The sequence below is a fragment of the Lactobacillus sp. RTP31084st1_F9_RTP31084_210423 genome (assembly GCF_040919545.1).
GTDB classification, from domain to species: domain Bacteria; phylum Bacillota; class Bacilli; order Lactobacillales; family Lactobacillaceae; genus Lactobacillus; species Lactobacillus paragasseri.
Genome location: NZ_JBCOVH010000007.1, coordinates 1 through 12,479, shown reverse-complemented (window position 1 = coordinate 12,479; position 12,479 = coordinate 1). Strand labels below are relative to the sequence as shown.

The window sequence follows — 12,479 nt, the reverse complement described above, 5'->3', positions numbered from 1 at the left end:
CCTTATAGGTGTCCTTCTCCGGAACGCCCGGGAAATAGACGGAATAGCCCAGATCCTTGGACGTGAACTTCTTCCAGCCCTGGGGGGCAGTGACGGAGGAAGTGGCTTTGTTCGCCGATGGGGCAGTCGACTGGGAGGAACCGCAGGCGGCCAGACCTGTCGTGAAAGCCATCGTTGCTATGACAGCGGAAATCCGCCTGAAAGACCTTTTCATATCAAACCTCTTTTTCTTTCTTGTCGTTTCTTGATTTTCCATTGTAACACCTTCTAAAATCACAAAAAGCGATAGAAACTAGCAAGATAATCCCTGAACTTGGGAGATTTGCTAGTTTTTTTGATATTCAATTTAAACTGCCATGAAACAATTCATCGTGCCCACCGATTCGAACTAAACGGATCACTGGATTAGTCTTATGGGGCATATAAATGACCAGAATATCCACTTTCCCGTCTAATAAATGAAACTCATAGTGTCCATTATAATTACCGCCCCGATTTTTTAGCACATGTGGTTGATATTCCTGATTAACGATACCATTTATTTGAAGCTGTTCTAAGGCTTGCATTAAATCATTGATTAGCTCAGGGTGTACCCGTTTAAGTTGGCGATAATCTTTTTTGAATTGTGGCTCAGGTTTAAGTTTATACATATTAGTTATCCAAAAAATCCTTTAGATCTTGTGTATTATCAAATTCTGGGACATCATCTGGAATAATCCCCAACTCTTTAGCCTCTGCCGCCACTAAGGCACGTCTAGTTTCCTCTGTCGGTTCGTCTGTTTCAGTCAGAACTTCAAACGGAATCTTCTTTTGGAGTATTAACTGTCTTGCCGCCATGTTAAAGTAAGCATTAATACTTAAACCGGTAACACTTAATTCTTTTGTCAATTTTTCTTTAAGCTCATTATCAAGACGAATAGTTGTTGCACTCGTTGCCATGTTTCTCCCCGCCTTTCTTTATTTAGCGCCATTATAACATACAAACGATGTCAAAACAATAAAAAACAAACATTGCATATCACACCATGCTATGATATGCTTGGGTTGTAAATAAGGAGGCGTACTATGAAAATAATTACTTTTGCTGCTATTAAAGGAGGAGTCGGCAAAACAACATTAACTTTTAATTACGGTGAATGGCTGTCTAGTAAAGGCCATAATGTTTTGCTGATTGATAGCGACCACCAATGCAGTTTAACCCAAACCTATGATATTTATAAAGATCATGGCACCCTAGCTAATATTTTTACAAAAGATAGTGAAAAAGTAGAAATTATTGAGTTGCACAAAAACTTATCCATTATCCCTGCTTCTATGCAGTTGGACACTATCAATAACGATCTTCAAACAAGAGCCAATAAAGAGTTGTTAATGTACATGTGGTTCTCCGACAATTATGACGAACTGAAGAAGTTTGATTATGTACTAATAGATACACACCCGGATTTTTCAACGATTACACAAAATATGATTGTAATTTCAGATCTTGTTTTTAGTCCGATTGAGCCAAGCGAATATGGGTTTATTTCTAAAAGTAACTTGGAATTACGAATGGAACAATTAAAACAAGATGTGATTAATGTTGAAAGTCGTCAAAGCTTTGTCACAGCGAGATTGAAATTTATTGGGAATCGAATAAAACACAACACCAAATCTTCACATGAATTTGTAGAACAAATGGAAAAAGATCCTCGAACTATTGCACTAGTCCCCGAAAGAGAAATATTCAACAAAACAACTCTTAATCATGAACCACTGATCAAGATGGAAGAAGAAAATAATTCAACTCCAAAATCAAGAAAATTTTTTGAGAATATTGACAATATCTTTGCTACTTTTACTAGCCAAGAATCATAATATATCTCAGCATATCATGCTATGATATATTATGATATGATATAAAAATAGAAAGGATTGATATTATGGCATTTGAAGATAAAATGGATCAACTAAGAAACAGTCTAAACAGTAACCCAGTAACCAATGAAAGGCCTGCGCCTAGAGTTTCAAAGTCCTATACCTTAAAACAAGATATTGCTAATGAATTGGCTAAACGTGCTAAAGAAAAAGAGCTAACTGCTTCTAGATATTTAGAACGGCTGTTGAAAAAAGAGTTTAATTTGTAATTTAGGTTTTTAGAAAAGAGGCATTATTATGGGAGGCCAAACAAATGTTATATTTTTTGTTGCTTATATTGTAGTTTTTTAGGTGGAGCCCGCCATCAAGATGGTAAAAACTCATTGAGTAGATGATCGTTTTTTTTTAGGCGATAGCTCTTCCCACTACAATGCTGGTTAAAAATTATATCTGAAAAATGGAGAAATATTTGCCGTTCAGTAATCCGTATATTGCAAATAGTATCCTTGTTTGCCGCTTATTTCTGCGACCTCGTTATGCTCTTAATATTTAGTGTTTTTGATATTAATGCCGCTAAGTATCTTAATGTATTCATACTATTTGAATATTTACTAGTATCTTCTATCACTTATTGGTCCCAACCCCTCGCTGGCAAGGTATACAAGACCAAATAAAGTTGCCGGTTAGGAAGTACTATGCTAAACTAAAACTAATTTAACAACCGAATGAAGAGATTAAGCTAAACCAAAAAGGTCCCCAATTCACGAGGAATCAGGGACCTTTGGTTTAGCAAGTAGCTAGTAGGCAGCTACCTAGGTTCAGACGATTTTTACTTGGCGGTTTAAATCGTCTGAACATTGCTCTTAATTTGTAGGTTAATTATACCGCAAACCAGTCCCAAAGGACAAGTTAAGGATAGTTAAAAACAAATTGAAGTCAATGGACTAAGTAGCTAACTGAAGCTATTTAGTCCATTTTTGTTGTTAGAAATAAAAAAGTTGCCGAATGGGCAACCAAAAATAGACACATGCTGGTAAATTACAAAGCCTCAAGGCTAAATGAACGCTTTGTAATTCAGTTAGAGCATATCAAATTTGTATTTTAAAGCAAATCAAATGTTTTAGCAACTCTCTTTTGAGACAGCGTGTGTCAGTCAAGAAAGGGAGTTTTTATTATGACAAAATCAACAAATTTCAATTTTATTGAGTCGGAAAAAGCTTATGCAACTCGTTTTTTCCAATTCCCACAGGTTTTAATTTATGGATCTCAATATAAGACATTAAGTGATAGTGCAAAATTAGGATATATGATTTTACACGATAGACTAGATTATTCATTGAAAAACAACTGGGTTGATGAAGATAACCGGGTTTATTTCATTTTTACAAATCAAGAACTAACAGATCTTATGGGCTGGTCAAAAAAGAAAGTGATTAGGGTAAAAAAAGAACTTGAAAACCAAGGATTATTATTTCAGAAAACCATGCACTTTAATCCCAAAACTGGTAAAAATGAACCAAATAGATTGTATTTAGCAGATTTAGAAGTTACGGCAACAGACATTTATACAAAATCTCGGCAACAAGAGCCACGAACCCTTGGTACACGCGAAAGTGTCAAAACGGAACCTTCGCGGAAGTTCGTTAAAACCCTTGATACACGCGAAAGTGTCAAAACGGAACCTTCGCGGAAGACCGTTGACGATAACCCTCAAACCCTTGATACACGCGAAAGTGTCAAAAAGAGTCACAATCTAGACTATACTAATAATTTAGATACCAATAGATACGATATAGATACTCAAAAGTTGGACTTTTCCACAGCCAATTTTTCACCAGCTGAAATTGAAGCCCAAAATCGGGATTTAGTAAAACATGCTGATGAGTTCTTAACTGACGAAGATAATGGCTTGCCGGTCTTCTTAGAACCAGAAGCAGTGCAACTACTTAGCTTTTGGTGCCGTACCCCACAACAAATGCGGCGCTTTATTGGCATTATCTTAAACGCCAAATATGCTGTTGAAAAAGAACATAAGGATTTAGGCGTATGGATTCTATTAGACGACCCTGATTTAAAAAAAATGATGACCAAAACGTTAAGACGCTATTTTAATGCCCTAAGAAGCGATGAGAAACATATCAAGAACGTTGAGAATTACCTGTACGGCACTATGCAAAACCTATTTGATGTTTGGTGGAACCAACAAGCGGCTAGAGACTATGCGGCCAAACACCCCGAAGAAGAAAAGTCGGCCGACAACGATAACAGTGGGTTGTACTACTAGTCCTAAAAGGCTACAAAATACTTTCTAAGCGGTTTTAAGACTTACTAACCTCTTTATACTTAAGTTAGATTTAAATGGCTTAGACGGAAGAATAGGGGCTTTTAAATGAGTGTCAGAGCTAACCAGGCTAATCAGCTCAAAAGTTCAGCCTTTAGATCAACGCCAAGCTCAGGTGATTTGAGGTCAGGGCTTTATCTATTGATAAGGTACTCAAAAGGTAGTATAATGGTAGCAACAAAAGAAAGGAGATGAGACAATCATGGCAGTTAAGGAAAAGAAACGCGTACAAGTCAAGATTGACAAAGAATTGGCAGATAATACCGAAGCAGTTTTAAGCGAATTGGGCTTAAATCCAACCACGGCCATTAACATGTTTTACAAGCGGATTGTTGCTAATGGTGCTTTACCTTTTAATGTATCTTTAAGCGAAGAAGAAAGAGCTAATTTACGCTTTTTAAAGGCGACCGAAGGGACACCAGTCACCGAGTTAAAAGACGCTAAAGGAGTCAGCGATTGGCTCAATGATCCAGATGAAGACTAATGGCTTATCAGATTAAATAAATTAATAACTTGGGAGTGTGATGAACATGAAAGATACAATCACAATTAATGACTTTTTTGAAATTGCCAAAGAAACTGATTTAAAAGATTTGCTTGATAAGTCATTACATGAGCCAGATCCAGAAAAGCGCAAAGTATATGACGCTTTATATACCTACTTTTTAGATAAAAGGCAAGATGAGGTTATTAAGCGAAAGGACTTTGTCCGTTGATAGATAAACCCCAATATATAATTGTTGCTGGTATTAACGGAGCAGGAAAATTTAGCTATCCAAAGGGTCAACGAACGGGTACAAAAAGGTGGCCACGGTGTTCCAGTAGCAACGATCAAGAAACGTTATCAACAATCCAAACATAATTTGCCATTAGTGGCCTTTAAATCTGATAAGGTCATGATCTATGATAATAGCGAAAAGTTTACCTCTGTTTATGCAAGAGAGAAGGGACAAGTTTTTAAGAACGATTTGAGGTATTTTCCTTGGATAAACCAAAATATTACTTATCCAGAAAAGGTGCAAAAGCAGTTACAAAATAATGCAGATCAGAACCCAGAAGTCAAACCAAAAAATGATCCCGAAAATAAAAACGATCGGCCTAGTTATTAGGTTGATCGTTTTTAAATTTGTTCGGTTTATGGGCATTAACGTAATTAGCAAATATTTTTAAAAGTTCTTCGGTTTGTTCGACCGAGAGGTTATTAGCTTGAAAGTACTTTTCTAATAAAGCCCCTTTTTGAATTAATCGGCGAGAACGGGCTTTGCGTGCTTGGCGGTTTTCATAGTATTTAGATTGCCGTAATTTAAAATTTTCTCGTTCAATTTTTTGCTTTAAACGTGCTTGTTGCTTAACTAATTTTTCATATTGATTAGGCATAGAATTTCCTCATCTCGTATGGCTAATGATCTACGGACTTTTCCTTTAAAAATTCAGAAAATTGCTGGGCTAAAAGCTTAATCTGATCGTTAGACAAATTAGCATACTCTAAATTGGCTTGACTGATGATTTGTTTACCTAGCCGTTGTTCAATCCTATTTTTTTCGTCCTTAATTTTTTGATTAAGGGCTTTTAATCTAGCTTCTTGTTTTTCTAAGTTACTTTGAGACATAACGATCCCTCCAATCATATTAGAAATAATCACCGAAACTATATCATATAGGAAACGTTAAGTCAAAGTATAAAAGTTGAAAAAGCGAAGCGGAGGGCATACACTAAAAGTGGAGTTAAGGGAATCAGCAGACCGAGCGAAACGAGGTCAATGCGCACTTACACACAACAACTAAAGTTGGTTTTGTTATTGTGCTAAACCCTTGTATCAGAAGTCGCCGTTGGCGACAACAAAAGCAAACCCATAAACCCAAAGAAAGATGGTGACCGACATGGCAATTTTTCACATGAGTTTCAGTAATATTAGTGCTGGTAAAGGACGAAGTGCGATTGCCAGTGCCGCTTATCGAAGTGGTAAAAAGCTATTCGATCAAAAAGAAGGGCGAATCTATTTTTATGCCCGCTCTGTTATGCCAGAAAGCTTTATTTTAACCCCCAAAAATGCACCAGAATGGGCCAGTGATCGAGAGCGGTTGTGGAATGAAGTCGAAAGAAAAGATCGCAGAGCAAATTCACGCTATGCAAAAGAGTTTAACGTGGCTTTACCAGTTGAATTAAGTGAAGATGAACAGAAAGAATTATTGACAAAATATGTACAAGAAAATTTTGTTGATGAGGGTATGGTTGCTGACGTAGCAATTCATAGAGATCACCCAGATAATCCGCACGCTCATGTGATGCTAACTAATCGTCCATTTAATCCAGACGGAACATGGGGATTGAAAAGTAAAAGGGAAAATATATTAGATGAAAATGGGAACAAGACTTATACAGGAAATAGTCGTTTTCCAAGATCAAGAAAGGTGTGGCTAGTTGATTGGGATAAAAAAGAAAAAATTAATCAATGGCGGCACAATTGGGCGGTTAGTGTAAATCAAGTTTTAGAGCAAAAAAATATTCCGGATCGGATCAGTGAAAAATCCTTTATCGAGCAGGGAATAGATGATACCCCAATGCAACATGAGGGAATCAATAGCAAGCGGTATGAAAGAAAAGAATTTAACCAACAAGTAAAGAACTATCGCAAGGCCAAAGCCAGTTATAAAAATAACCAAGAAAAAGTAATTAATCGAGGTCATTTAGATAGTCTAAGCAAACACTTCTCGTTTAATGAAAAACGGGTGGTCAATGAGTTAAGTCATGAACTGAAAACTTATATCAGTTTGGAGAGCCTAGATGATAAACGGCGCATGCTATTTAATTGGAAAAACAGCACCTTAATTAAACATGCGGTTGGGGAAGATGTGACTAAACAATTATTGACAATTAACCAACAAGAAAGCTCACTCAAAAAAGCAGATGAGCTCTTAAATAAAGTGGTTGATCGCACGACGAAAAAACTTTATCCAGAGCTTAATTTTGAACAGACCACGCAAGCTGAAAGACGAGAATTAATTAAGGAAACCGATAGCGAACAAACGATTTTCAAAGGCAGTGAATTAAACGAACGTTTAATGAACATTCGTGATGATTTATTGACCCGACAATTATTGACCTTTACCAAGCGGCCATATACCAGCTGGCAGTTATTAATGCAACAAGAAAAGGAAGTCAAAATCGAGCTTAAATATACGCTGATGATTCATGATGATAGCTTAGAAAGTCTAGAACACGTTGATCAAGGTCTACTAGAAAAGTATTCACCAACCGAGCAGCAAAAGATTACTCGCGCAGTCAAAGATCTACGGGCAATCATGGCCGTTAAGCAAGTCATTAAAACGCAATACCATGAAGTATTGAAAAGGGCCTTTCCCAATGGTGATTTAGATGATCTTTCACTAGGTAAACAGGAACAGGTTTATACAGCCGTGATGTACTATGATCCAACTTTAAAGCCATTAAAAGTCGAAACAATGGAACAATGGCAAGCAAATCCACCACAGGTGTTCAGTACCCAAGAACATCAATTAGGGTTAGCTTATTTGTCGGGACAGCTGAGCTTAGATCAGTTAGAAAATCATCACCTACAACGGGTTTTAAAGCATGATGGTACTAAACAACTCTTTTTGGGTGAATGCAAAGTTGATCCAACGATTAAGAACAGTCAGATCGAGAAAATCCAAAAGCAGTTAAAAGAGCAACAAGCCAAGGACGACCAGTATAGAAAAGTAAATATGGGACATTATCAACCGCTAAATTACAAGCCAGTTAGTCCAAGCTACTACTTAAAGACAGCCTTTAGTAACGCAATCATGACCGCCCTATATGCCCATGATGAAGATTACCAACGGCAAAAGCAAGAACGTGGACTGAAAGAAACCGAGTGGGAAATGACGAAAAAGCAGCGGCAACACCAAACCCGGAACCGGCATGAAGATGGGGGTATGCACTTGTAATTTAAATGTAAAATAAAAAAGCTATCAGCCCGAGCGCTTAATCAGTCGTATCAAAGCTTGCAACAACAAGTTCAGCAAGCAAGGAACCCACAACAAAAATCAGAACTAAAAAATAAACTAAATGATATACACCAAGAAATTAGTGAGCGAACGCAAAAGCAGCTGCAAGCATTTGCTCAACAGAATCCGGAAATCAAACAACCTGATCTTGATTCTAACCAAAGCCTAAAACGTTAGCCAGTTTTTAAAGGTCATGCTATAATATAAACAGAAAAAGGAAGCCCCGTCGAAAACAGGACTTCCCACGCAAGCCGCTTCAAAGGCGGTGGCATTAGTTAACTAAACGATAATGTCGTCCCGTAACTCGCCAAAGTTATGATCGGGGCGGCTTTTTTATTTGTGGTGTTTGTCGATATAGCTGAGTAGCGCGATTAAAAACGTGCCAAACAGCAACATCAACGAGAGTGTCTGGAAGACGCTCATTGACTGTGAAACCTTCCTGAAGATTATTCCATGTTCCCATGGGCCTCACCTCACAAGGGAAAAGACAGCCACCGCCCTTAAAACTTCTTGCTCAATCCATTATACAGGGAAATCAAAAATCAACCAAGAGCAATAAAAGTTCAAGTGATGAAAAGCAAGCCTATCGCCTTTAGCTGGATATGTTTAGAACATAATAATATATCAATTTTCAACCTCTTTGTACAAATTACACAGTGAAGAAAATCCTATTCAAAAGATATAATATAATTAAATTGCTATAGATTGGGAATTTAACGGTGTATAAGGAGGGAATACGAAATTGAGTAAAAATAAGAATTATTTTAAGTGGATATTGGGTATATCAAGTGCAGTGCTAATTTTTTATTTGAGAGTTTTAGTATCTCTCAAAGTTGATGATAATCAGTTGAAGAATATTCAGGAAAATCAAACCCTATTATCGGTTTTATTTACCATTGGACTGTTAGCTATAGTCTTTTTTTCAATCCTTGGAACATATTTTGTATCCCTATATATGTTAAAGAATGTATTTGACAAGACGACTATACATACCAAAGTAAAATTAATAATTTATAAGGTATATTTTACTTGTTATTCAATTTATAATCTGATTTATTTTATATATATACTAATTTTTAATAAACTAATGCAACCGATGGAACAGAACTATTTCAGTATATTGTTATACGTGGCTATAGCTATTGGATTATATTCTTCAATAAGAAAGCTTGAGAAGAAAGATACCGATAAGGCCTTATTGATTTACACGATGGTCATTTTTGTTGTCAATTCTATTCTCCCGATATTTTCACTTTTAGGAAGGTAGCATGTAGGTAAATAATCTTTAAGGAGACAAATCAGGCATGGATAAGAAAACAAAAATATTATTTGAAGTATTATACATCATCTGTATAATAGGCCCTCAATTTATATTATTTGTGACTGCAAAAAACAATATGTATCAGTTGGTGGGTTCGTTTGTTGGAATAGTATGGTTTTCGTATATTTTTTGGTATATTTTTTTCAAACAACATAAAAAAATGTAGTATACCACTTGTTTATTGATTTATTAAGGGCTTATAATAATGGTGTAATATTTTACTACAAAAAGGTACGTACACTCGTAATGGATTTCCTATGGGAGGAAGATACTATGGTTACTAAGTACGGACGTAATTTAGGTTTGAGCAAGGTAGAGTTGTTTGCAATTTGGGCGGTTTTAGTAGTTGCTCTTTTATTGGCCACAGCGAACATTTATTGGATTGCTGATCAATTCGGGATTCATTTAGCGACTGGAACAGCCCGTAAGTTATTAGATGCAATGGCTTCTGGTGCCTCATTGGGAACTGCCTTTGCTGCTATTTTGGGCGTGACATTACCTGCATGGGCTTTGGCAGCTGCAGGAGCATTGGGAGCGACTGCAGCTTAGTGATTATAAAGCTTTATGAATAGACTATTCAAAAAAGGCTAATAGGTATTAATACCTATTAGCCTTTTTCTTAGGAGACAGATTTGATTAGAATTAATAACGTAAAGATACTAATTCCATTAGTCCTGTTTATTGGAATACTCGTTGGTGCCGGATATGAATACTATAGTTCAGGAAATTTTCAAGTTGAGATGATGAAGGAAGTCAATATAAATCAATTAATGGCTCTATCTAGCATTATCTTAAAAAATACTGCCGCGTTCCTATTACTGGGTTTAACATTGATTGTTGGAAAATGGTTCATAATACTATTCTTTTTAATAAATGGATTTAACATAGGAATGTTCAGTGTTCATTTATCAATAATTGAGTTTATAGTATTGTTTTTACCACATGGAATTTTTGAGTATGTAGTATTCTATTATGAGAGTAAAGTTTTCATAATAGATTTAGATGGATCGCCTAGTAAAGCTTGGTTATTTAAGCGTCTAGGTTTTATCTATTTGGGCTTAGTTTTAGCAGCGTTAGTGGAAGTGTTTATAACACCATTAATTGTGCAGTACGTTATTTAAGAATAAGAAAGAGGTAAAAAAATGCAAAAACTATTACGGATTATTGCTTTGATTAGTTTAATAGCTGCTATAATATCATTCTTTATATTTAAAATTAATTATATAACATATATCCTTATAGGAATATTTATTGGTTCTGGCTTCATTTATCAAATTAGAGCACAAGGCAGAAATAGAAAGTAACAAAGGATAAAGGGTAGATGTTATGACAAGAAATATGTTTGTAGACATTAAAAATGTTAGCAAAAACCTTACTGATTTTTCATTGGAAAATCTAAACATCAGCTTTGAAAAAGGTGAAATTATTGGATTAGTTGGTGAAAATGGAGCCGGAAAGACTACTTTGTTAAACTTAATATCTGGAATATTAAAACCGGATAAGGGACAGATACTTCTTAGTTCTAATAATATTGGATATTGTTTTGATGCATTACCTGAGCCAGAAAATTTAACAATAGAGCAACTTAATACGATATTTACTGGATTACTAGCAGTATGGGATAGTGATACTTATTTTTCTTTCGTGGATGAATTTAAATTACCTAAAGGAAAGCCAATCGGGGTCTTTTCTAAAGGAATGAAAATGCAATTAAATATATCAATAACGTTATCCCATAATCCTACACTTTTGCTCTTAGATGAAGTCACGGCGGGATTAGATCCAATAGTGCGAAGAACCGTACTAAATACAATAAAAGAATACGCAATTTCATCAGAGTGTATCGTTATTATGACAACACACAACCTAGAGGATATTTCTGATATATGTAACCGATTAATTCTTTTGAATAACGGCAGCATATTGTTAGATGATAATTTTGAGGATAAAAGTTCAAAAGAAATAGAATTAATCTTTCGAAAGACTTTAGGATATGGAGATATGTAGGCATGAAAGGATTAGTACAAAAAGATATTTACCAGTTAACCAGTAGCTGGTTTCGTCCTGTAAGGATATTTTTTGTAATAGCTGTATTGGCTGCGGGTATGATTTTTTTAAAACAAGATAGTTCAATTATTTTAGTTTTATTGCTGTTGTTGATGGTAAATAATATTCAATCATTGTTTATAAAAGATAGTACGAACAGATGGTTATCTCTACTTAAATCGTTGAAAATCAGTACATTTGCTGTTATAGGGTCACGCTATATTACATTAGTAGTTATCTGCGTATGTGGTGCAATACTCAATTTTGTATACATGCTTTTTGGTATGTTTTTATTCAACACCAGCACTGGTATTGACGTATTAGTAATCAGTAGCATATGTTTATGGGTATCTTTAATTTATGGATTAGTAATAATTCCATTTTTATATGCTTTTAAGCAAAATGGGTTGACTTTGGCCATAATCATTATGTTTAGCTGTGTCGCTTTACTGATAAAGTTTTCTTCAGCAATAACTAAATTAGCTTATATCATACATTCGTATAGTTATATACAGTTAATTTTGATCGCAATTGTTGCACTGATTGGCATAGGAATAGTTTCAATGGTAGTGTCATACTTAATTGTCGAAAAAGAAAAGTGATGAAAGAACCACCAAGCCATTAAGTTATGACACAGTTTATATATTCATTTAGCGGACATTGACCCATTTATTAATAAAAACTGGAATTAGAATGCGTTTCTCAAACGTCAAAACATGAAGAAACGCAACAAATAAGAAGATAGAAAAACTAAGGAGGAATGTTATTAAGCCATTAGGGTACACCCTAATGGTCTTTTTTATTTCTGTGCTATACTAGGAATTACAAGTGTTCATTAGAACTGTCCAAAAGGAGAATTGAAAATGGCTAAAATCGGTTATGCGCGTGTGAGTTCCAAGGAGCAACATTT

Annotated in this window: 17 protein-coding genes and 3 pseudogenes; 14 read left to right on the top strand and 6 right to left on the bottom strand. The window is 35.4% G+C overall.

Translation table 11 applies throughout. From position 1 onward, the window contains the following. The 3 genes and pseudogenes from AB5359_RS09980 to AB5359_RS09970 form a co-directional block, all read right to left on the bottom strand. Positions 1-256: pseudogene (locus tag AB5359_RS09980) on the bottom strand (hypothetical protein); the annotation flags it as partial. A gap of 85 nt (positions 257-341) precedes the next feature. Next, positions 342-650 (bottom strand): type II toxin-antitoxin system YafQ family toxin, encoded by a 309-nt coding sequence (locus AB5359_RS09975; protein WP_005717332.1) that lies wholly within the window; start codon positions 648-650, stop codon positions 342-344. Between the two features lies 1 nt (position 651). Further along, positions 652-939, bottom strand: a complete 288-nt coding sequence (locus AB5359_RS09970) for a type II toxin-antitoxin system RelB/DinJ family antitoxin (protein ID WP_005717331.1) — start codon at positions 937-939, stop codon at positions 652-654. A gap of 126 nt (positions 940-1,065) precedes the next feature. On the opposite strand from AB5359_RS09970, the gene AB5359_RS09965 reads away from it, so the two are divergent. From AB5359_RS09965 to AB5359_RS09940, 6 genes and pseudogenes are all read left to right on the top strand, one after another. Then, positions 1,066-1,857, top strand: coding sequence for a ParA family protein (locus AB5359_RS09965; protein ID WP_269261379.1), 792 nt, complete (start codon positions 1,066-1,068; stop codon positions 1,855-1,857). Between the two features lie 65 nt (positions 1,858-1,922). Beyond that, entirely contained in the window at positions 1,923-2,126 is a 204-nt protein-coding gene (locus AB5359_RS09960; RefSeq protein ID WP_064534195.1) for a hypothetical protein, read from the top strand. Between the two features lie 905 nt (positions 2,127-3,031). Continuing rightward, positions 3,032-4,141 (top strand): replication initiator protein A, encoded by a 1,110-nt coding sequence (locus tag AB5359_RS09955; protein ID WP_269261380.1) that lies wholly within the window; start codon positions 3,032-3,034, stop codon positions 4,139-4,141. A gap of 259 nt (positions 4,142-4,400) precedes the next feature. Continuing rightward, positions 4,401-4,682, top strand: a complete 282-nt coding sequence (locus tag AB5359_RS09950; protein WP_269261381.1) for a type II toxin-antitoxin system RelB/DinJ family antitoxin — start codon at positions 4,401-4,403, stop codon at positions 4,680-4,682. Between the two features lie 46 nt (positions 4,683-4,728). Then, a complete protein-coding gene (locus AB5359_RS09945) occupies positions 4,729-4,914 on the top strand; it encodes a hypothetical protein (protein ID WP_010620892.1) in 186 nt (61 codons plus the stop codon). 45 nt (positions 4,915-4,959) lie between these two features. Continuing rightward, positions 4,960-5,307, top strand: a pseudogene (locus tag AB5359_RS09940) (ATPase); the annotation flags it as partial. Here AB5359_RS09940 and AB5359_RS09935 read toward each other — a convergent pair. After that, on the bottom strand, positions 5,297-5,575 hold the full coding sequence (locus AB5359_RS09935; RefSeq protein ID WP_123338242.1) for a hypothetical protein: 279 nt from the start codon (positions 5,573-5,575) through the stop codon (positions 5,297-5,299). The pseudogene AB5359_RS09940 and the gene AB5359_RS09935 overlap by 11 nt on opposite strands. A gap of 22 nt (positions 5,576-5,597) precedes the next feature. After that, positions 5,598-5,825 (bottom strand): hypothetical protein, encoded by a 228-nt coding sequence (locus tag AB5359_RS09930; protein ID WP_160945154.1) that lies wholly within the window; start codon positions 5,823-5,825, stop codon positions 5,598-5,600. Positions 5,826-6,078: 253 nt separating this feature from the next. Here AB5359_RS09930 and mobQ point away from each other — a divergent pair, with 253 nt between their 5' ends. Together mobQ and AB5359_RS09920 are read left to right on the top strand one after the other, a co-directional pair. Beyond that, a complete protein-coding gene (mobQ, locus tag AB5359_RS09925; protein ID WP_269261382.1) occupies positions 6,079-8,142 on the top strand; it encodes a MobQ family relaxase in 2,064 nt (687 codons plus the stop codon). A gap of 12 nt (positions 8,143-8,154) precedes the next feature. Beyond that, positions 8,155-8,379, top strand: a pseudogene (locus AB5359_RS09920) (hypothetical protein); the annotation flags it as partial. A 156-nt stretch (positions 8,380-8,535) separates the two neighbouring features. On the opposite strand, the gene AB5359_RS09915 reads toward AB5359_RS09920, so the two are convergent. Then, entirely contained in the window at positions 8,536-8,598 is a 63-nt protein-coding gene (locus AB5359_RS09915; RefSeq protein ID WP_222843308.1) for a putative holin-like toxin, read from the bottom strand. A 908-nt stretch (positions 8,599-9,506) separates the two neighbouring features. Between AB5359_RS09915 and AB5359_RS09910 the strand changes: the two genes are divergently transcribed. From AB5359_RS09910 to AB5359_RS09885, 6 genes are all read left to right on the top strand, one after another. Further along, positions 9,507-9,689 carry a hypothetical protein gene (locus tag AB5359_RS09910; protein WP_012621082.1) on the top strand — a complete coding sequence of 61 codons (183 nt, stop codon included), beginning with the start codon at positions 9,507-9,509 and terminating at the stop codon, positions 9,687-9,689. A gap of 107 nt (positions 9,690-9,796) precedes the next feature. Next, positions 9,797-10,072: a class IIc cyclic bacteriocin gene (locus tag AB5359_RS09905; protein ID WP_186462254.1), complete on the top strand. Its 276-nt coding sequence runs from the start codon at positions 9,797-9,799 to the stop codon at positions 10,070-10,072. Positions 10,073-10,155: 83 nt separating this feature from the next. Further along, positions 10,156-10,644, top strand: coding sequence for a stage II sporulation protein M (locus tag AB5359_RS09900; protein ID WP_186462253.1), 489 nt, complete (start codon positions 10,156-10,158; stop codon positions 10,642-10,644). A 21-nt stretch (positions 10,645-10,665) separates the two neighbouring features. Continuing rightward, complete coding sequence (locus AB5359_RS09895) at positions 10,666-10,827, top strand: hypothetical protein (RefSeq protein ID WP_012621085.1); 162 nt, start codon at positions 10,666-10,668, stop codon at positions 10,825-10,827. 22 nt (positions 10,828-10,849) lie between these two features. After that, positions 10,850-11,530: an ATP-binding cassette domain-containing protein gene (locus tag AB5359_RS09890; RefSeq protein WP_186462252.1), complete on the top strand. Its 681-nt coding sequence runs from the start codon at positions 10,850-10,852 to the stop codon at positions 11,528-11,530. A 2-nt stretch (positions 11,531-11,532) separates the two neighbouring features. After that, positions 11,533-12,171 carry an ABC-2 transporter permease gene (locus AB5359_RS09885; protein ID WP_186462251.1) on the top strand — a complete coding sequence of 213 codons (639 nt, stop codon included), beginning with the start codon at positions 11,533-11,535 and terminating at the stop codon, positions 12,169-12,171. Positions 12,172-12,479 lie beyond the last annotated feature (308 nt).

Coding starts and splice junctions, on each gene's coding strand:
- AB5359_RS09975 (WP_005717332.1), bottom strand. CDS start 650: ATGTATAAACTTAAACCTGAGCCACAATTCAAAAAAGATTATCGCCAA.
- AB5359_RS09970 (WP_005717331.1), bottom strand. CDS start 939: ATGGCAACGAGTGCAACAACTATTCGTCTTGATAATGAGCTTAAAGAA.
- AB5359_RS09965 (WP_269261379.1), top strand. CDS start 1,066: ATGAAAATAATTACTTTTGCTGCTATTAAAGGAGGAGTCGGCAAAACA.
- AB5359_RS09960 (WP_064534195.1), top strand. CDS start 1,923: ATGGCATTTGAAGATAAAATGGATCAACTAAGAAACAGTCTAAACAGT.
- AB5359_RS09955 (WP_269261380.1), top strand. CDS start 3,032: ATGACAAAATCAACAAATTTCAATTTTATTGAGTCGGAAAAAGCTTAT.
- AB5359_RS09950 (WP_269261381.1), top strand. CDS start 4,401: ATGGCAGTTAAGGAAAAGAAACGCGTACAAGTCAAGATTGACAAAGAA.
- AB5359_RS09945 (WP_010620892.1), top strand. CDS start 4,729: ATGAAAGATACAATCACAATTAATGACTTTTTTGAAATTGCCAAAGAA.
- AB5359_RS09935 (WP_123338242.1), bottom strand. CDS start 5,575: ATGCCTAATCAATATGAAAAATTAGTTAAGCAACAAGCACGTTTAAAG.
- AB5359_RS09930 (WP_160945154.1), bottom strand. CDS start 5,825: ATGATTGGAGGGATCGTTATGTCTCAAAGTAACTTAGAAAAACAAGAA.
- mobQ (WP_269261382.1), top strand. CDS start 6,079: ATGGCAATTTTTCACATGAGTTTCAGTAATATTAGTGCTGGTAAAGGA.
- AB5359_RS09910 (WP_012621082.1), top strand. CDS start 9,507: ATGGATAAGAAAACAAAAATATTATTTGAAGTATTATACATCATCTGT.
- AB5359_RS09905 (WP_186462254.1), top strand. CDS start 9,797: ATGGTTACTAAGTACGGACGTAATTTAGGTTTGAGCAAGGTAGAGTTG.
- AB5359_RS09895 (WP_012621085.1), top strand. CDS start 10,666: ATGCAAAAACTATTACGGATTATTGCTTTGATTAGTTTAATAGCTGCT.
- AB5359_RS09890 (WP_186462252.1), top strand. CDS start 10,850: ATGACAAGAAATATGTTTGTAGACATTAAAAATGTTAGCAAAAACCTT.
- AB5359_RS09885 (WP_186462251.1), top strand. CDS start 11,533: ATGAAAGGATTAGTACAAAAAGATATTTACCAGTTAACCAGTAGCTGG.